This window comes from Streptomyces cyaneofuscatus (assembly GCF_000718135.1).
Lineage (GTDB): Bacteria > Actinomycetota > Actinomycetes > Streptomycetales > Streptomycetaceae > Streptomyces > Streptomyces cyaneofuscatus.
The window spans coordinates 244,804-262,489 of sequence record NZ_JOEM01000016.1; the positions used below are offsets into that span (position 1 = coordinate 244,804).

The following is a 17,686-nucleotide window of genomic DNA, read 5'->3' on the forward strand; positions in this document are numbered from 1 at the left end:
TCACGGTTGCGTTTGGCCTGTGTAAGGACGGGCAGGCGCGGCACCGGAGCGGACCACGTCGCATTTTCAACTGGTGCACGTGCCATGCGGACCGAACCCGCACCGCTCCACGGTCTGCCGGCGGGGGTGGCAGACCGTTTTTCAGTTCAACCCGTGAGGTGTATGTGTCCAGGCTGCAAGCCGAGAACTTGTACAAAGTGTTCGGCCGACGACCCGATCAAGCCGTGCGAAAGCTCGAAAGCGGCACCGACCGCGACGAGCTCCGCGCCGACGGAACGACCGCAGCGGTGATCGACGCCTCCTTCACGGTGGAGCCGGGCCAGATCTTCGTCGTGATGGGCCTGTCCGGCTCGGGCAAGTCCACGCTGCTCCGGATGCTCAACGGGCTGCTCGAACCCACCGCCGGACGCGTGCTCTTCGACGACCAGGACCTCACCGCCCTGAGCCCCCGCGATCTGCGGAACGTACGCTCCACGAAGATCAGCATGGTCTTCCAGCACTTCGCGCTCTTCCCCCACCGCAGCGTCCTGGACAACGCCGCGTACGGCCTGGAGGTCCAGGGTGTACCCCGCTCCGAGCGGATCAGGCGTGCCACCGAGGCCCTGGAGCTGACCGGCCTCGCCGGCTGGGAGAACTCCTGGCCCGACGAGCTCTCCGGCGGAATGCAGCAGCGCGTCGGCCTCGCCCGCGCGCTGGCCACCGACGCCGACCTGCTCCTCATGGACGAGTCCTTCAGCGCGCTCGACCCGCTGATCCGGCGCGACATGCAGGACCAGCTCCTGGAGCTCCAGAAGCGGCTGAAGAAGACCATCGTCTTCATCACCCATGACCTCAACGAGGCCATGCGCCTGGGCGACCGGATCGCCGTGATGCGCGACGGCAGGATCGTCCAGCTCGGCACCGCCGAGGACATCCTCGTCACCCCGGCCAACGACTACGTCGCCTCCTTCACCCAGGACGTCGACCGTTCCCGGGTCCTCACCGCGGGCGCCATCATGGCCGAGCCGCACACCGTCATGGGCTCCACCACGACCGACGGCAAGGAGCTGCGCACCCCGCAGGACGTCCTCGCCGCGGCCCCCGCCACGGTCTCGGAGTCCACGCCGATCATCGAGCTGTTCACCCCCTGCTCGCAGAGCGCGGACCCGGTGGCCGTCACCGACGACAAGGGCAAGCTCGTCGGCGTCGTCCCCAGCTCCCGGCTGCTGGCCGTGCTCGGCGACCCGATGACACCCACCGAGGGCCTCAAGGACTCCGGGACATCCAAGGACTCCGGGGCACCGCACAAGACGCCCTCCGACAACGATGCCGTGAAGAAGGTGGCCAGTGTTTAGGCTCCCTCTCGGTGAATGGGTCGACTCCGCCGTCGACTGGCTCCAGACCCACCTCGCCTGGCTGTTCGACGCGATCAGCTCTCTCGTCGGCTCCATGTTCGACGGCATAGCCGCCGTGCTGTCCGCTCCCCACCCGCTCCTCTTCGCGGGCATCGTCGCGATCATCGCCTGGTGGCTGCGCGGTCTGCCGGCCGCTCTGCTGGCCTTCGTCGGATTCGCCCTCATCGACTCCGTCGAGCTGTGGGCCGAGGCGATGGACACCCTCACCCTGGTGCTCGTCGCCACCCTCGTCACGCTGCTCATCGCCGTACCGCTCGGCATCTGGGCCTCCCGGTCCAGGACCGTCAGCGCCGTGGTCCGGCCGGTCCTCGACTTCATGCAGACCATGCCCGCCATGGTCTACCTGATCCCCGGCGTCATCTTCTTCGGCGTCGGTGTGGTCCCCGGCATCATCGCCACCATCATCTTCGCGCTGCCCCCGGGCGTCCGGATGACCGAACTCGGCATCCGCCAGGTCGACGGCGAACTCGTCGAGGCGGCCGAGGCCTTCGGCACCACCTCGCGCAACACCCTGCTGCGCATTCAGCTGCCGCTCGCCCTGCCCACGATCATGGCGGGCATCAACCAGGTCATCATGCTGGGCCTGTCCATGGTCGTCATCGCGGGTATGGTCGGCGGCGGCGGCCTCGGTGGCTCCGTCTACCGCGCCATCGGCAACATCGACGTCGGCCTCGGCTTCGAGGCGGGCATCTCCATCGTCATCCTCGCCATGTACCTGGACCGGATGACCGGCGCGCTCGGCCGCGAGGTCTCCCCGCTCGGCCGCCGCGCCGCCGCCAAGGCGCAGGCGTCCGTCGAGGGCTGGAAGATCTGGGCCTACCGCCCGCAGCCCGTCGTCGCGGTCGCCGGCATCGTGGCCCTCGCGCTCGTCGCGGGCGGCATGGGCATCTTCGGCGACTCCGCCAAGAACACCGCCTCCGGCGCGGACGCCAAGGTCGGCGACGGCAAGAAGATCTCCATCGGCTACATCCCGTGGGACGAGGGCATCGCCTCCACCTTCCTCTGGAAGGAGATGCTGGAACAGCGCGGCTACGAGGTCGACGTCAAGCAGTACGAGGCCGGCGCGCTCTACACCGGCATGGCCAACGGCCAGATCGACTTCCAGACCGACTCCTGGCTCCCCACCACCCACGCCAGCTACTGGAAGAAGTACCAGGACCGCCTGGAGGACATGGGCGCCTGGTACGCCCCCACCTCGCTGGAGCTCGCGGTCCCCGCGTACATGAAGGACGTCAAGTCCATGGAGGACTTGAAGGGGCGCGCCTCCGAGTTCAAGGGCCGGATCGTCGGCATCGAGCCGAGCGCCGGTGAGATGGGCCTGCTCAAGGACAAGCTCCTGCCGGGCTACGGCCTCGACAAGGAGTACAAGCTCATCGACGGCTCCACGCCGTCCATGCTGGCCGAGCTGAAGCGCGCGTACGCCAAGAAGGAACCGATCGTCGTTCCGCTCTGGTCGCCGCACTGGGCGTACAACGACTTCGACCTCACCAAGCTCAAGGACCCCAAGGGTCTCTGGGGCAAGGGCGACGGCATCCACACCCTGGCGCGCAAGGGCTTCACCGAGGAGAACCCCACGGTCGCCAAGTGGCTCAAGGACTTCAAGATGAGCGAGGAGCAGCTCACCAGCCTTGAAGCCGAGATCCAGAAGAGCGGCTCCGGCAAGGAGCAGGAGGCCGTCCGCACCTGGCTGAAGGCCAACCCGGGCGTCGCCGACAAGTGGTCGCCCGCCCCGAAGGGCGCCCAGGCGGCCGGCGGTGACGACGAGCGCAAGCGCCCGGTCGAGGTGGCCTGGTTCCCCTGGGAGGAGGACATCGCCGCCACGTACCTGTGGAAGGCGGTCCTGGAGGAGCGCGGCTACAAGATCAACCTCAAGCAGTTCGAGGTCGGTCCGATGTACGCCGCCATGTCGCGCGGCCAGATCGACGTGCAGTTCGACGGCTGGCTGCCGTACACCCAGAAGAATTACTGGGACAAGTACGGCGACAAGCTGAGCAACCTCGGCTCCTGGTACGGGCCGACCTCCATCGAGGTCGCTGTCCCCGACTACGTCAAGGACGTCAAGAGCATCGAGGACCTCAAGGGCAAGGGCTCCGACTTCAAGGGCCGGATCGTCGGCATCGAGCCCGGCACCGCCACCATGGAGAACCTCAAGACGAACGTCCTGCCGAGTTACGGCCTGGACAAGGAGTACAAGGTCCTGGACTCCTCCACGCCCGGCATGCTCGCCGAGCTGAAGAGGGCGTACGCCAAGAAGGAGCCCATCGCCGTCCTGCTCTGGACGCCGCACTGGGCGTACAACGAGTACGGCATGACGAAGCTGAAGGACCCGAAGAAGGCGTTCGGTGACGGCGACCGGCTGCACACCATCGCCTCCAAGGAGTTCCCGAAGCAGTACCCGCAGCTGACCAAGTGGTTCAAGGACTTCGAGCTGAGCGAGAAGCAGCTCGGCGGCCTGGAGAACGAGATCCAGAAGCGCGGCGCGGGTCACGAGGAGGAAGCCGTGAAGGCCTGGATGGACGAAAATCCGGGCATCGCGGACACCATGGCACCCCAGTAGGGGTTCCAGGGGAGAAAAAGCGCAGGTGAGGGGTGGGTGCCGCCGTCGGGCGGGGCCCACCCCTTCCGGCTGTCCGGGGGCCGATTACCGGACGTCTCGCGCAACCATGTGCGTAAGGTGCTGGCAGCCGGGAGGATGGCTGAGGTGGGAGGGAGCCCGGACATGGACGACAAGGACACACCGCGGGTGGGTGCCGCGGTCCGCCGTCGGCGCCGCACCCTGGGCCTCACGCTGGCCGCGGTCGCCGAGCGCAGCGGGCTCTCCGTGCCCTTCCTCAGCCAGATCGAGAACGAGCGCGCCCGCCCCAGCGCCCGCTCCCTCGACCGGGTCGCCGAGGCCCTGGAGACCACCACCTCACGGCTGCGGGCCGCCGCCGACTCGGCACGCGCGGTCGATGTCGTACGAGGTGAGGAGGGCGACGGCGTACGCCGGGTGGTGCGCGGGCGCCACCAGCTCAGCGCCCTGGAGTTCACCGGCGAGCAGGACCTCGGGCGCGAGTTCCAGCACCGCAACGACGAGCTGATGTACGTCGTCGAGGGCGCCGCCGAGGTCGAGGCCGAGGGCCAGGCGTACCGGCTGGAGCGCGGCGACACCCTGTTCCTCTCCGGCGGCGTACGGCACCGCTGGCGGGCCACCCGGCCCGGCACCCGGCTGCTGCTCGTCGCGGTGGCGGAGCACATCGACGCGACGTACGACTCGCGCCGCTGAGGGCCGGGGGAGTGGTGGTGCCGATGCGTGTCGTCTCTCTGGTCCCCTCCCTCACCGAGGCGGTCGCCACCACCGCCCCCGGGCTGCTCGTCGGCGTCACCGACTGGTGCACGCACCCCGAAGGCCTCACCGCCGCCCGGATCGGCGGCACGAAGAACCCGGACGTGGCCGCGATCACGGCCCTCGCACCGGACCTGGTCATCGCCAACGAGGAGGAGAACCGCGCCCCCGACCTCGCCGCGCTCCGGGAGGCCGGGCTCGACGTCCTCGTCACCGAGATCCGCACCCTGGACCAGGCCTTCACCGAGCTGGACCGGGTCCTCACCACCGGCTGCGGCCTGACCCGCCCCCGCTGGCTCGACGAGGCCGAGGAGGCCTGGGCGGAGCTCCCCGCCCCCTCCGCGAGCCCGCGCCCCGCCGTCGTACCGATCTGGCGCCGCCCCTGGATGGTGCTCGGCCGCGACACCTTCGCCGGTGACCTGCTGGCCCGCTTCGGGGTGCGCAACGTGTACGCGGACCACGCCGACCGCTACCCGCGCATCCCGCTCGACGAGCTGAACGCGTCCGGCGCCGAGCTGGTCGTGCTGCCCGACGAGCCCTACCGCTTCACCGCCGACGACGGGCCCGAGGCCTTCCCCGGCCTGCCCGCCGCCCTCGTCGACGGCCGCCTGCTCACCTGGTACGGGCCGTCGCTGCTCCAGGCGGCACGGGAGCTGCCGTCAGCGCTCCGCTGACCACCCCGCCCACGGTCCGGGCCCCCGCCACCACCCACGCCGCCACCAGGAACACGTACAGCGCCACGGCCAGCCAGGTCAGCGCGTCCAGACCGGTGTGCCGGGCCAGTCCGGCCGCCCCCGTCACACACGTCCCTACAGGGAACGTGAACGCCCACCACGTCATCGCGAACCCCATACCGTCACGCGTCGCCCTGAGGACCATCGCCCCGGCCAGCGCCAGCCACAGCAGCGCGAACCCCATCACCGGCACCCCATAGAGCACAGCGAACGCCCCGAACGCCGAGGCATAGGGCCCCGCGACCGCACCCGGAGCCGCGTCGGCCAGCTGGTTGACGGCGGTCGTCGACTGGCCCAGCGGCCCCAGCACCAGAAAGAGCGTCGGGGTCAGCGCGAGCGGCAGCGGCCCGTGGTGGACGAGCCGGGCGAACACGAGCGGCAGCACCACCAGCGTGGCCAGCAGAGACAGCCCGAACATCGCGTAACAGGCCAGCAGCAGCGCCTCCCGCCCCTGTCCGGCCGGTACATGGGGCACCAGCAGCGCGCCCTGCGAGGCCGAGACCATCGGGGCGACCAGCGGCAGCAGCCAGACCGGCGACGCGGTCCCGGGCGCCGGACGATGGCGTACGACCATCAGGTACGGGATCACGACGGCGGCCACCAGACCGACCGCCGTCCCCACGGCGAACAGCACCACGTCCACGGCGAGCGCGGCCCGTACGCCGATGACGTCCGCGCCCACCGCCAGCGTGGCCCCGCCGACCGCCAGCAGCGCCATGGCCAGGCACCCGTAGAAGGGGGCGACAGCCGGGTCCAGGAGGTGGGCGCGGGCCTGGTCGCGGTGGTGGAGCCAGTGCCCGGCCCGGGCGGCGAGGACGGTGGCGAGCAGGACGGCCGACAGCGCCCACACCACCGTGCACGCGCCCCGCAGACCGGGCGCGTCCACCGGCAGCGCCGCCCCGGCGCTCGCGACGATCGCGGTGCCCATGACGCTCGCGTACCAGTTCGGGCCGATGTGCCGCAGGGACGACAGCCGCCGCGCGACCGGTCGCGGGCCCGTCCACGCGTCGCGGGGGAGGAGCGGTTCAGCGGTCCGGGTCTCCGGAAAGATGGCCATGCCACGATTCTTGGCGCGCCCGGCTCCGCCCACCAGGGACCCCGTTCCTATGAGGTCATAAGCTGGCTTTATGCCCAGCGACGACCACGCCCCCCGCGCCCCGCTCTCCCACCGGGTCCCCGACCTCGGAGCGCTGGAGCTGCTGCTCGCCGTCGCCCGCCACGGCAGCCTCGGGCGGGCCGCCAAGGACGTCGGCATCACCCAGCCCGCCGCCTCCAGCCGCATCCGCTCCATGGAACGGCAGCTCGGCGTCGCCCTCCTCGACCGCTCCCCGCGCGGCTCCCGGCTCACCGACGCGGGCGCGCTCGTCACCGACTGGGCGCGCCGGGTGGTGGAGGCGGCCGAGGCGTTCGACGCGGGCGCGCACGCGCTGCGCGACCGGCGGGACTCCCGGCTGCGGGTCGCGGCCAGCATGACGATCGCCGAGTACCTGCTGCCGGGCTGGCTGATCGCCCTGCGCGCCGAGCGCCCGGACACCGCCGTCTCGCTCCTCGTCGGCAACTCGGCGGACGTCGCCCGGCGGCTGGTCACCGGCGAGGCCGACCTGGGCTTCGTGGAGGGCCTGTCGATACCGGAGGGCCTGGACGGCACCGTCATCGCCCACGACCGCCTCGTCGTCGTGGTCGCCCCCAGCCACCCGTGGGCCCGCCGCCGCACCCCGCTGCTCCCCGGTGAACTGGCCGCCACCCCGCTGATCCTGCGCGAGCGAGGCTCCGGCACCCGGCAGGTCCTCGACGCGGCCCTCGCCGTCCACGGCGGCCTCGCCCAGCCGCTGCTCGAGCTCTCCTCGACGACCGCCGTGAAGGGCGCGGCGGAGAGCGGCGCCGGGCCCTGCGTCCTGAGCGAACTGGCCCTCGGCGAGGAGCTGTCGTCCCGCCGCCTGGTCAAGATCCCGGTCGCGGGCGTACGGCTGCGCCGCCAGCTGCGGGCCGTCTGGCCGACGGGCCACCGCCCCACCGGCCCCGCCCGCGACCTGCTCTCCCGCACCGGGCGGTCCACCGACGACCCCGGGTCCGTCACCGCTTCGAACACGCTGTGAAGGCCGCCTAAAGTGGCCCCATGAGCTTCGCGACGCCGCCCGGCTGGTACCCGGACGCGGGGACCCCCGGCACCGAACGCTGGTGGGACGGCACGGCGTGGACCGCGCACACCCGCGCGTCCGCCGCCGCGCACCCCGCACCGCAGGAGCCGGCGCACCCGCCGTACGCGCCCCAGGCGTTCGGGCCGCCGACCGCACCCCCGCCTCCCCGGGGCGGCAGCCGTACCCGCGTCCTGGCGATCACCCTGTCGAGCCTGCTGGTCCTGGGCGCGGCCCTCACAGCCGCCGTCCTGCTGGGCCCCGACGACAGCGGTACGCGAGCGGCACCGGGCCCGACCGCCTCCGACCCGGCCCCCACCGCACCCGCAACCTCCGCGACGCCTTCCCCGGAGGACGGCCCGGACGGCGACCCCGGCGTCCTCGTCGACCAGCTCAACGGGATCACGCTGGCGGTGCCCGACGGCTGGGAGAAGGTGAAGAACACCTCCGACGACGCCCCCACCATCCGTACCGCCGTCTCCTACGACTGCCCCGGCACCTCCGCGTCCTTCTGCTACCGGGGCACCGTCTCCACCCGCACCGCCCGGGCCGGCCAGAGTGACCCCAAGGCCATCGCGGAGGCCGACATCACCACCGCCGCCGACAAGGCCTACGAGGAGGACGTCCTCGGCCGGCGCACCTACGGCGGCATCACGTCCCACCGGGTGCTCAAGGCGGAGCCGGTCGCGGTCGCCGGCCGCACCGGTTACCTGGTGCGCTGGCGGGTCGTCACCGCGAAGGGCCCCGGCGGGGTGGTGCAGTCGGTGGCCTTCCCGTCGACGGTGGGCAGTGAGACCCCGGTGATCGTCCGGCTCGCCTTCGACGCGGACCGGCCGGAGCTGCCGGTCTCCCTGATGGACACGATCACGCGGTCGGTCCGCCCGATCGGGGACAGCGCGACGAGCGGTGGCGTGGGCGCGTCGATCGGCCCCTGAGCACGCTCGGCCCCGGTATCAGAGGAACGTCTTCCCCTCGCCCCGGTACGTCGGCACGGTCGCCGTGACCCGGTCGCCCTCGATCAGCTGGAGCGCGTCGAAGCGCTCGCACAGCTCACCGGCCTTGGCGTGCCGGAACCAGACCTTGTCGCCGATCAGCAGGTCGTCGGCGGGGGAGCCCAGCAGCGGCGTCTGGACCTCGCCCGCGCCCTCCTGCGGGTCGTAGCGCAGCCCTTCCGGGAGGTACGGAACCGGGGAGCGGTCCGCCCCGGCCGCACCGGAGGCCGGGTAGCCGCCGCCGAGGACCGTCACCACGCCCACGCCCGGCCGGCGCACCACGGGCTGGGCGAACAGGGCCGCCGGGCGGGCGGTGAACGACGTGTAGTTGTCGAAGAGGCGGGGCACGTACAGCCCCGAACCCGCCGCGATCTCCGTCACCGCGGCCTCGGCCGCCGTGTGCTGCACGCTGCCGGTGCCACCGCCGTTGACGAACTCCAGCTCCGGGGCGACCGCGCGGACCGCCCGCACCACCTCGGCGCGGCGGGCCGCCAGCTCCTTACGGGCGGTCGCCTGCATCAGCCGGATCGCCCGGGACCGCAACGGCCGCCCCGCCAACGAGTCGCCGACCCCGGCGACATGACCCTCGTACGCCATCAGCCCCACCAGCCGGAACCCCGGCCTGCGCGCCACCGAGCGGGCCAGCTCGGCGAGTTGGGCGGGGGAGCGCAGCGGGGAGCGGAGCGCGCCGATCCTGATCCGGCCGCCGAGCAGTTGCAGCGAGGTGTCGAGCTCCAGGCAGACCCGGATCTCCTCCTGCCCGCCGGCCCGGGAGGCGTCGATCAGCTCCAGCTGGGAGTGGTCGTCCACCATCACCGTCACCGCGGCGGCCAGCTTGGGATCGGCGGCCAGCTCGGCGAAGGCGCTCCGGTCGGCCGACGGATAGGCGAGCAGGATGTCCTCGAACCCGGCCCGTGCCAGCCACAGCGACTCCGCCAGCGTGTACGACATGATCCCGGCGAACCCGGGGCGCGCGAGCACCCGCTCCAGCAGGGCCCGGCACCGCACGGACTTGCTCGCGACCCGGATCGGCTTCCCGCCCGCCCGGGCCACCAGATCGTCGGCGTTGTCGTCGAAGGCGTCCAGATCGACGATCGCGATCGGGGCGTCGAGGTGGGCGGTGGCCCGGTTGTACCGGGTCCGGTCAGCGGCGCGGGCAGTCATGGGCGCAGCTTGCCAGAGAGCGCTACCCCTGGGTAGGGGACGTTCGGGGCAGATCCGCCGAGGCCGGGCGTCCCGTTCCCCGCCGTGCGCCCGCAGCCCGTAGAGTGACGGGCACGCGAGCACCAACGCGCCTGGCGGTGACGGTGATCCGTGGTCGGTACGGGACGTGAACCAGGGGGCCGGATGAGTACCGAAGCGCAGCGCGCTCCCGTGCCGCCCCGCCCGACGACCCCACCGGCCCCGGCGGTCCCGCCCTCTGCACAGGCCCCGCGCGGCCCTGAAGCCCCACCGGCCCCGCGCCCCTCGCAAGTACCCCCCACCACCCCCGTACCGCCGAACACAGCGGCCCCCACCGCCCCGTCAGCACCGGCGGCGCCACCCGCGCCCGCCCCGTACCCCGCGCACCCCGGCTCCGGGCCGCCCCCCGCCTTCACCCTCAACAAGCGCAGGCCCGTGGGGGCCGTCGACCTGACCCCGGCGCCGGGAGCCGTCCCGCCGCCCCCGGGCGCGTACCGCGTACCGGCCCGCTACGGCTACCCCGAGACGCCCGTCGAGACCACCACCCGGCTCCGCCCTGTCCCGCCCCGGCAGCGGTGGCGGGCACCCCTGGCCGCCGCCTGCGTGGTCCTCGGACTGGGGCTCATCGGCGGCGCGGCCACCGGAGCCTGGCTCACCGGCGACTCCTCCGCCGAGCCCACCCGGACCCCGTACACCGCCGGCCGTACCGTCTGGCACAGCGTCCCCGTCGACACGCTCTTCCCGCGCACCCTCAAGGGCACCGGGGCCGGGCCCGGCGGCACGAACCGCACCTGGACCCGGCTCGCCGTCGCCGCCGACAGCGGCTGCTCCAAGGGGCTCGACCCGCTGCTGCGCACCACCCTCCGGTCCGTCGGCTGCGAGCGCATGGTGCGGGCCACCTACACCGACTCGACCCGCTCCGCCGTCACCACCGTCGGCATGGTCGTCACCGAGGCCGACGCCGCCGGGATGCAGGCCCTGAGCGCCCGGTTCACCGAGCAGAAGCTCGCCGCGCGCAAGGACCTGATGCCGCGTACGTACGCCCCCGAGGGCACCGTCGCCGCCGGCTTCGGCGACCGGCAGCGCGCCAGCTGGACCGTCCGGCCGCTCACCGAGATCCCGGTCGTCGTCTTCGCCGTCTCCGGCTTCGCCGACGCGCGTACGGTCGCCGAGCCGCAGCCCGCCGACGCGGCGACGGAGACCCCCGCCACCACGGACATCGCCCAGGCCGGCCTCGGCCACGAGGCGAAGGGCATCGCGGACCGGGTGGAGCGCGGGCTGCGCACGACCGTCACCGATCTCGTGGAGCCGCCCGCATGACCCGACGACGACCCCACCGCGTCCTCGCCGCGGTCTGCGCCGCCGCCGTCCTCGCGCTCACCCCCGCATCCCCCGCCCACGCGGACGCCATCCGCGACCAGCAGTGGGCCCTGGCGGCCCTGCGCACCGACCGCGCCTGGCAGACGACCAAGGGCGCGGGCGTCACCGTCGCCGTCCTGGACACCGGGGTCGACGGCACCCACCCCGACCTCGTCGGCCAGGTGCTCCCCGGCAAGGACCTCGTCGGCTTCGGCGCCGGCAAGGGCGACCCCTCCTGGGCCCTCCACGGCACCGCGATGGCCGGGATCATCGCCGGACGCGGCAACGGCCCCGGCCGCGCCGACGGCGTCCTCGGCATCGCGCCCGAGGTCAGGATCCTGCCCGTGCGGGTGATCCTGGAGTCCAAGGACCCGGCCCGCGCCAAGGCCCGCAAGACCCGTGGCACCGCGCTGGCCCAGGGCATCCGCTGGGCCGCCGACAACGGCGCCGACGTCATCAACCTCTCCCTGGGCGACGACAGCGAGTCCGCCCACCCGGACCCGGGCGAGGACTCCGCCATCCAGTACGCCCTGTCCAAGGGCATCTCCGTGGTCGCCTCGGCGGGCAACGGCGGCGAGAAGGGTGACCGGATCTCCTACCCGGCCGCCTACCCCGGCGTGATCGCGGTCGCCGCCGTCGACGAGTACGGCACCCACGCCTCCTTCTCCACCCGCCGCTGGTACGCCACCGTCAGCGCGCCGGGCGTGGACATCGTCGTCGCCAACCCGGACGGCCACTACTACATCGAGTGGGGTACGTCGGCGGCCGCCGCGTTCGTCTCCGGGGCCGTCGCCCTGGTCCGCGCGGCCCACCCCGGCCTCGACCCCGCCCAGATCAAGAAGCTCCTCGCCGACACCGCCCGCGACGCCCCCGTCGAGGGCCGCGACGATGCCCGCGGCTACGGCATCGTCGATCCGGCGGAGGCCATCGAGGCGGGCTCCCGGCTGCGCCCCGGGGAGCTGAGCGCCCAGACCGCCACGGCGGGTCACCGCAGGAAGTTCTTCGGCCCCGGCCCGACCCCGCCGCCCGCCGCCGACGACCCGGTCAACTGGGCGGCCCCGCTCGCGGGCGGTCTGGGCGCGGCCCTGCTGGCAGCGGCCGTCGTCCTGTGGCGCGGCCGGAACGCCCCCGGCCACCGCTGAACCCCAGGCTCAGCGGCCACGCCGCCAGGCACTACTCTCGACCCGTGGCGCTCAAGAACATCCCGGACTCCGGTTTCTCCGACGACGACGGCTCGGCCTCCCCCGCCCTGACCGGCGCACTCGACGCCTGGTCGCGGGACCGGACCGCCGTCGGCCCGGTCCTCGCGGCCCTCCGGGACGCCCGGCTCCTCGTCCCCGTCGTGGCCGTCCTCGGCGAGGTCGAGGAGGACGAGAACGGGCTGCGGCGCGAGAAGACCAGCGACATGGCTGTCCCCACCCTCACGGCGGGCGACCGGCGTGCGCTGCCCGCCTTCACCTCGACCGACTCGCTGGCCCGCTGGGACCCCGAGGCCCGCCCCGTCGCCGTACCGCTGCACCAGGCCCTCCAGGCCGCCGCGCACGAGAAGGCCGACACCGTGGTGCTGGACCTCGCCGGGCCCGTCGCCTTCGAGCTCAGCGGCCAGGCGCTCCTGGCCCTGGCGGAGAACCGCACCAGCACCGACCCGCTCCAGGACCCGGCGGTGATCGACGCCGTACGGGAGGTGGTCGCCGCCGAACCTGCCGTGCTCCGCGCCCACCTCGGCCCGGGCCGGGCGGACGGCACCCTCGCCCTGGTCCTCGCCCCGGACGCGGTCCCCGCCGAGGCGGTCCGCCGGGTGGCCGAGGCGCTCTCCGGCAGCGAGGCGCTGAGGGCCCGCTTGGTCGGCGGGCTGGACCTGGCGCTGCTGCCGGCCGGAGCCGCCGCACCGGGGGAGCCCCTCTTCAGCCGCTGAGCCCGGACACGCGAGAGCCCGCCGCCCCGACGAGGGGGAGGCGGGCTCACGTACGTACGAAAAGGGTGTCTAGCCGTAGACCGGGCCCGTGTACTTCTCGCCGGGGCCCTTGCCGGGCTCGTCCGGCACCAGCGAGGCCTCGCGGAAGGCGAGCTGGAGCGACTTCAGGCCGTCGCGCAGCGGGGAGGCGTGGAAGGTGCTGATCTCCGTGGTGGAGGCGTCCAGCAGTCCGGCCAGCGCGTGGACCAGCTTGCGGGCCTCGTCGAGGTCCTTGTGGTCCTCGCCCTCCTCGGTGAGGCCGAGCTTCACCGCCGCCGCGCTCATCAGGTTGACGGCGACCGTCACGATGACCTCGACGGCCGGGACCTCCGCGATGTCGCGGGCCATGGCGTCGAAGCCGGGGTTCTCACTGCTGGTGGGGGTCGCGTCGCTCATGCCCACACGATAAGGCCCGGCGGCTGCCGTCCTTCGCGCGGGAGCCCCGCGGACGCAGGATTAGCGCCCCCGCGACCGGGCTGCTAACCTTGTGTAACGACCGGCCGGACACCTATGTGCTCGGCCCACAAGTGGAGGCTCCGATCTCCCACCTGACCGTCCTCACGGACGGCGGGTCACCGGTCAGGCGGTCCCCATCGTTCCGTACGGACGATGGAGCCGCTCGATGCGCCCCGCGGTTGACCGCGGCGGTGCTCCGGTAGTTATGGAGCCCCGCCTGTGTCCCGTCCGGGGCATTTTTGCGGTTCCGGCTCGGTTGGTCTTGAGACACACACGTAACGCGGCTGTCCGCCAGGCGGTCGCGTGGTGCTACCGAGGAGGATCCATCAGCGCCGAGCCCCGCATCAACGACCGGATTCGCGTTCCCGAGGTCCGACTTGTCGGTCCCAGCGGCGAGCAGGTCGGGATTGTTCCGCTTGCCAAGGCCCTGGAGCTCGCACAGGAGTATGACCTCGACCTGGTCGAGGTGGCGGCGACAGCCCGTCCGCCCGTGTGCAAGCTCATGGACTACGGGAAGTTCAAGTACGAGTCGGCCATGAAGGCCCGTGAGGCGCGCAAGAACCAGGCGCACACGGTCATCAAGGAGATGAAGCTCCGGCCGAAGATCGACCCGCACGACTATGACACCAAGAAGGGTCACGTCGTCCGGTTCCTCAAGCAGGGCGACAAGGTCAAGATCACGATCATGTTCCGTGGTCGTGAGCAGTCCCGCCCGGAGCTGGGCTTCCGACTGCTCCAGCGTCTCGCTTCGGACGTGGAGGACCTGGGCTTCATCGAGTCCAACCCGAAGCAGGACGGCCGGAACATGATCATGGTTCTGGGCCCGCACAAGAAGAAGACCGAAGCCATGGCCGAGGCCCGTGAGGCCCAGGCCGCCCGCAAGGCGGAGCGTCAGGGCACGACCGACGCCGCGCCCGAGGGCGACACCGCTGAGGCTCCGGCCGAAGCGGCCGAGGCTCCGGCCGAGACACCTTCCGAGGCGTGACCTTCGGGGGCTGCCATCCAGGCGCCCCCGGGTCCCCCCGGAATCCCATAGAGATCTGACGCCCCTGCAGTCCGGTGCCCGGCACCGTGAGGGGCGCCACTGACGAGGAGAGAACGGCGCGATGCCGAAGAACAAGACGCACAGCGGTGCCAGCAAGCGCTTCAAGATCACCGGCTCCGGCAAGGTGCTCCGTGAGAGGGCCGGCAAGCGCCACCTTCTCGAGCACAAGTCGTCCAAGAAGACCCGCTCGCTGACCGGCACGGTCGTCGTGGCTCCGGCCGACGCCAAGAAGATCAAGAAGCTTCTCGGCAAGTGAGGTCCGGCCCCCGGACCTTCTCCGGGGGCACGACCTCGATCACACCGGGACCAATTCGTTTCCGGGCCGTGTGAAGACACCCACGGCCCCGCTACAAGGAGTTAACTAGTGGCACGCGTCAAGCGGGCAGTCAACGCCCACAAGAAGCGCCGGGCAATCCTCGAGGCGGCCAAGGGCTACCGCGGGCAGCGCTCGCGCCTGTACCGCAAGGCCAAGGAGCAGGTCACCCACTCCCTGGTCTACAACTACAACGACCGCAAGAAGCGCAAGGGCGACTTCCGTCAGCTGTGGATCCAGCGCATCAACGCCGCTGCCCGCCAGAACGGCATGACGTACAACCGCCTCATCCAGGGTCTGAAGGCCGCCAACATCGAGGTGGACCGCAAGATCCTGGCCGAGCTCGCGGTCAACGACGCCAACGCGTTCGCCGCTCTCGTCGAGGTCGCTCAGAAGGCCCTCCCGAGCGACGTCAACGCCCCGAAGGCCGCCTGATCCAGGCGCCACCTTCCAGGTACGTGAACCGGACCCGCAGGCGCACGCCGTCTGCGGGTCCGGTGCGTTGACCCCCATCCCCATCCCGTACGCAGAGAGGCTCGCCGCCGACCATGGGCACCCCCGAACTGATCTCCCCGCGCTCCCCGCGCGTCGCCGCCGCCCGCCGGCTGGCCCGCCGCAACTTCCGCGGCAAGGAGCGCAGGTTCATCGCCGAGGGACCCCAGGCCGTGCGCGAGGCCGCCGCCCACCGGGGCGGGGACGGCGAGCCGACGCTCATCGAGCTGTTCGCCACCCCCGAGGCCGCCGACCGGTACGCCGACATCGTCGACGCCGCCCACGCGGCGGGGGCCCGGGTCCACCTGGCCGGCGACGACGTCCTCGCCGACGTCTCGCAGACCGTCACCCCGCAAGGTCTGATCGGCGTCTGCCGCTTCCTGGATTCCCCGTTCCAGGAGATCCTCGACGCGAAGCCCACCCTGGTGGCGGTTCTGGCCAACGTCCGCGACCCCGGGAACGCCGGTACGGTACTGCGCTGCGCGGACGCCGCGGGCGCCGACGCGGTGGTGCTCACCGACGCCTCCGTGGACCTGTACAACCCCAAGTCCGTACGGGCGTCGGTCGGTTCGCTCTTCCACCTGCCCGTCGCCGTGGGCGTCCCCGTCGAGCAGGCCGTGCAGGGGCTCCGGGACGCCGGGGTGCGCATCCTCGCCGCCGACGGCGCCGGGGACGACGACCTGGATGACGAGCTGGACGCGGGCACCATGGGCGGGCCCACCGCCTGGGTCTTCGGTAACGAGGCCTGGGGGCTGCCTGAGGAGACCCGGGCGCTCGCCGACGCCGTCGTCCGCGTCCCCATCCACGGCAAGGCGGAGAGCCTCAACCTCGCCACCGCCGCCGCCGTCTGCCTCTACGCCTCCGCCCGCGCCCAGCGGCCGCGCCGCGCCCCCGAGGCGTAACTCCACGTCTTCCGACGGCCCGTCACCGAACGGTCCCGGCCATTCCGCTTTTCCGCCCACCGGCGCACTCCCACCGCGCGCCCCCACAGGGTGTCGCGGGTTCGCCGACGGCTAGTAGGGTGACGAACTCGGGGGCCCACTGCACCGGTTCGAGAGGTGGGGATAGGGGAAAATGGCTGTCGGCATGAGCTCGCCGCGACCGGCGCACACCGCTGCCGGAAGCGCGGACGGCACCGGCGTCGGACACCTGGACGCCCTCCCCGCCGGCCTCGACCCCGACGACCTGCCCGACGGGCTCGTCGTCGCCGACGCCGACGGCCGCGTCGTCTGCTTCAACGCCGCCGCCGCCCGCATCACCGCCACCCCCCGCGCAGAGGCGATCGGCCGCCCCCTGGAGGCGGCCCTCCCGCTGGAGGACCTCAAGGGCAAACGCTGGTGGGCGCTGACCGACCCGTACGGCGGCCTCGCCACCCGTAACGGCCAGCCCGAGCGCAACCTGCTGCTGCCCGGCGGGCGCGAGGTGCTGGTCTCCGCCCGTTACGTACGCGAGCACCCGCTCGGCCCGGTGCGCCGGGTCGTCGTCTCGTTGCGCGGCACCGAGGCCCGCCGGCGTACCGAACGCAGCCACGCCGAGCTGATCGCCACCGTCGCGCACGAGCTGCGCTCCCCGCTGACCTCGGTCAAAGGGTTCACCGCCACCCTGCTCGCCAAATGGGAACGGTTCACCGACGACCAGAAGCGGCTGATGCTGGAGACCGTCGACGCCGACGCGGGCCGGGTCACCCGGCTCATCGCCGAGCTGCTCGACATCTCCCGGATCGACTCCGGCCGCCTGGAGCTGCGCCGCCAGCCGGTCGACATCTCCGCCGCCGTCGCCCGCCACATCCAGGCCCTCATCGCGGGCGGCCAGGCCCCCGAGCGCTTCCGGGTCCACGCCCGGGGCCCGCTGCCCGCCCTGTGGGCCGACCCCGACAAGATCGACCAGATCCTCGGGAACCTCCTGGAAAACGCGGTGCGTCACGGCGAGGGAACCGTCACCATGGAGATCGCCCCCGCACCCGCGCCGGGTGCCTGCGACGAGATGGGAACGGCGGTCACCGTGAGCGACGAGGGCCCCGGCATCCCCGAGGAGTCGATGGGCCGTGTCTTCACCCGCTTCTGGCGGGGGAGCAAGCGCGGCGGCACCGGCCTGGGCCTCTACATCGTCAAGGGCATCGTCGAGGCGCACGGCGGGACCATCACCGTCGGCCGGGGCCCCGGCGGCGGGGCCGAGTTCCGATTTATTCTGCCCGTGAGCATGCCCGCCTACCTGGCGTGAGCGGCCCACGGGCGCCCCGACCGTCCTGCGGCCTTTAGACTCGACCTTTGGCACCTTTGCGTCCTGCGGTCGTCGAGCCGGGTCG

The 17,686-nt window shown here is 72.6% G+C and carries 17 protein-coding genes; 14 read left to right on the forward strand and 3 right to left on the reverse strand.

The annotated features are described in order from the left end of the window. Positions 1–224 precede the first annotated feature (224 nt). The 4 genes from IF17_RS0125625 (at position 225) to IF17_RS0125640 (ending at position 5,393) form a co-directional block, all read left to right on the forward strand. Positions 225–1,334, forward strand: a complete 1,110-nt coding sequence (locus tag IF17_RS0125625; protein WP_030570296.1) for a quaternary amine ABC transporter ATP-binding protein — start codon at positions 225–227, stop codon at positions 1,332–1,334. Continuing rightward, a complete protein-coding gene (locus IF17_RS0125630) occupies positions 1,327–3,951 on the forward strand; it encodes an ABC transporter permease/substrate binding protein (protein ID WP_030570298.1) in 2,625 nt (874 codons plus the stop codon). Before IF17_RS0125625 ends, IF17_RS0125630 begins: the two co-directional genes overlap by 8 nt. Before the next feature lie 162 nt (positions 3,952–4,113). Then, positions 4,114–4,659: a helix-turn-helix domain-containing protein gene (locus IF17_RS0125635; protein WP_018515320.1), complete on the forward strand. Its 546-nt coding sequence runs from the start codon at positions 4,114–4,116 to the stop codon at positions 4,657–4,659. Between the two features lie 23 nt (positions 4,660–4,682). Beyond that, positions 4,683–5,393: a helical backbone metal receptor gene (locus IF17_RS0125640; protein WP_030570300.1), complete on the forward strand. Its 711-nt coding sequence runs from the start codon at positions 4,683–4,685 to the stop codon at positions 5,391–5,393. Here IF17_RS0125640 and IF17_RS0125645 read toward each other — a convergent pair. Next, positions 5,332–6,510 carry a TDT family transporter gene (locus tag IF17_RS0125645; RefSeq protein WP_030570302.1) on the reverse strand — a complete coding sequence of 393 codons (1,179 nt, stop codon included), beginning with the start codon at positions 6,508–6,510 and terminating at the stop codon, positions 5,332–5,334. The genes IF17_RS0125640 and IF17_RS0125645 overlap by 62 nt on opposite strands. 70 nt (positions 6,511–6,580) lie before the next feature. Between IF17_RS0125645 and IF17_RS0125650 the strand changes: the two genes are divergently transcribed. After that, positions 6,581–7,549 (forward strand): LysR family transcriptional regulator, encoded by a 969-nt coding sequence (locus IF17_RS0125650; RefSeq protein ID WP_030570304.1) that lies wholly within the window; start codon positions 6,581–6,583, stop codon positions 7,547–7,549. 20 nt (positions 7,550–7,569) lie between these two features. After that, complete coding sequence (locus tag IF17_RS0125655; RefSeq protein ID WP_030570306.1) at positions 7,570–8,523, forward strand: DUF2510 domain-containing protein; 954 nt, start codon at positions 7,570–7,572, stop codon at positions 8,521–8,523. Between the two features lie 18 nt (positions 8,524–8,541). Here the strand turns inward: IF17_RS0125655 and IF17_RS0125660 are convergent, their stop codons facing one another. Continuing rightward, positions 8,542–9,744 carry an amino acid deaminase/aldolase gene (locus IF17_RS0125660; RefSeq protein ID WP_030570309.1) on the reverse strand — a complete coding sequence of 401 codons (1,203 nt, stop codon included), beginning with the start codon at positions 9,742–9,744 and terminating at the stop codon, positions 8,542–8,544. Positions 9,745–10,197: 453 nt separating this feature from the next. Between IF17_RS0125660 and IF17_RS0125665 the strand changes: the two genes are divergently transcribed. From IF17_RS0125665 to IF17_RS0125675, 3 genes are read left to right on the forward strand one after another with little or no spacing between them, the layout of a single operon-like run. After that, positions 10,198–11,082 (forward strand): hypothetical protein, encoded by an 885-nt coding sequence (locus tag IF17_RS0125665; protein WP_030570311.1) that lies wholly within the window; start codon positions 10,198–10,200, stop codon positions 11,080–11,082. Beyond that, positions 11,079–12,263, forward strand: coding sequence for a type VII secretion-associated serine protease mycosin (gene mycP, locus IF17_RS0125670; protein WP_030570314.1), 1,185 nt, complete (start codon positions 11,079–11,081; stop codon positions 12,261–12,263). The genes IF17_RS0125665 and mycP overlap by 4 nt, the downstream gene beginning before the upstream one ends. A gap of 44 nt (positions 12,264–12,307) precedes the next feature. Next, positions 12,308–13,036, forward strand: coding sequence for an SseB family protein (locus tag IF17_RS0125675; RefSeq protein WP_030570316.1), 729 nt, complete (start codon positions 12,308–12,310; stop codon positions 13,034–13,036). A 69-nt stretch (positions 13,037–13,105) separates the two neighbouring features. Here the strand turns inward: IF17_RS0125675 and IF17_RS0125680 are convergent, their stop codons facing one another. Further along, entirely contained in the window at positions 13,106–13,471 is a 366-nt protein-coding gene (locus IF17_RS0125680; protein WP_018515311.1) for a DUF1844 domain-containing protein, read from the reverse strand. A 322-nt stretch (positions 13,472–13,793) separates the two neighbouring features. Between IF17_RS0125680 and infC the strand changes: the two genes are divergently transcribed. The 5 genes from infC (at position 13,794) to IF17_RS0125705 (ending at position 17,601) form a co-directional block, all read left to right on the forward strand. Beyond that, positions 13,794–14,516: a translation initiation factor IF-3 gene (infC, locus tag IF17_RS0125685; RefSeq protein WP_076967956.1), complete on the forward strand. Its 723-nt coding sequence runs from the start codon at positions 13,794–13,796 to the stop codon at positions 14,514–14,516. Between the two features lie 121 nt (positions 14,517–14,637). After that, on the forward strand, positions 14,638–14,832 hold the full coding sequence (gene rpmI, locus IF17_RS0125690; RefSeq protein WP_003970213.1) for a 50S ribosomal protein L35: 195 nt from the start codon (positions 14,638–14,640) through the stop codon (positions 14,830–14,832). 108 nt (positions 14,833–14,940) lie between these two features. Next, complete coding sequence (gene rplT / locus IF17_RS0125695) at positions 14,941–15,324, forward strand: 50S ribosomal protein L20 (RefSeq protein ID WP_007457565.1); 384 nt, start codon at positions 14,941–14,943, stop codon at positions 15,322–15,324. Positions 15,325–15,437: 113 nt separating this feature from the next. Continuing rightward, entirely contained in the window at positions 15,438–16,283 is an 846-nt protein-coding gene (locus IF17_RS0125700; protein ID WP_018515309.1) for a TrmH family RNA methyltransferase, read from the forward strand. Between the two features lie 172 nt (positions 16,284–16,455). Then, entirely contained in the window at positions 16,456–17,601 is a 1,146-nt protein-coding gene (locus tag IF17_RS0125705) for a sensor histidine kinase (RefSeq protein WP_030570322.1), read from the forward strand. Positions 17,602–17,686 lie beyond the last annotated feature (85 nt).

Bases quoted from the DNA above. Each gene is read 5' to 3' on its own strand.
- IF17_RS0125705 (WP_030570322.1), top strand. From the start codon at position 16,456: ATGGCTGTCGGCATGAGCTCGCCGCGACCGGCGCACACCGCTGCCGGA.
- IF17_RS0125650 (WP_030570304.1), top strand. From the start codon at position 6,581: ATGCCCAGCGACGACCACGCCCCCCGCGCCCCGCTCTCCCACCGGGTC.
- IF17_RS0125640 (WP_030570300.1), top strand. From the start codon at position 4,683: ATGCGTGTCGTCTCTCTGGTCCCCTCCCTCACCGAGGCGGTCGCCACC.
- mycP (WP_030570314.1), top strand. From the start codon at position 11,079: ATGACCCGACGACGACCCCACCGCGTCCTCGCCGCGGTCTGCGCCGCC.
- IF17_RS0125700 (WP_018515309.1), top strand. From the start codon at position 15,438: ATGGGCACCCCCGAACTGATCTCCCCGCGCTCCCCGCGCGTCGCCGCC.
- rpmI (WP_003970213.1), top strand. From the start codon at position 14,638: ATGCCGAAGAACAAGACGCACAGCGGTGCCAGCAAGCGCTTCAAGATC.
- IF17_RS0125635 (WP_018515320.1), top strand. From the start codon at position 4,114: ATGGACGACAAGGACACACCGCGGGTGGGTGCCGCGGTCCGCCGTCGG.
- IF17_RS0125645 (WP_030570302.1), bottom strand. From the start codon at position 6,510: ATGGCCATCTTTCCGGAGACCCGGACCGCTGAACCGCTCCTCCCCCGC.
- IF17_RS0125660 (WP_030570309.1), bottom strand. From the start codon at position 9,744: ATGACTGCCCGCGCCGCTGACCGGACCCGGTACAACCGGGCCACCGCC.
- IF17_RS0125655 (WP_030570306.1), top strand. From the start codon at position 7,570: ATGAGCTTCGCGACGCCGCCCGGCTGGTACCCGGACGCGGGGACCCCC.
- IF17_RS0125680 (WP_018515311.1), bottom strand. From the start codon at position 13,471: ATGAGCGACGCGACCCCCACCAGCAGTGAGAACCCCGGCTTCGACGCC.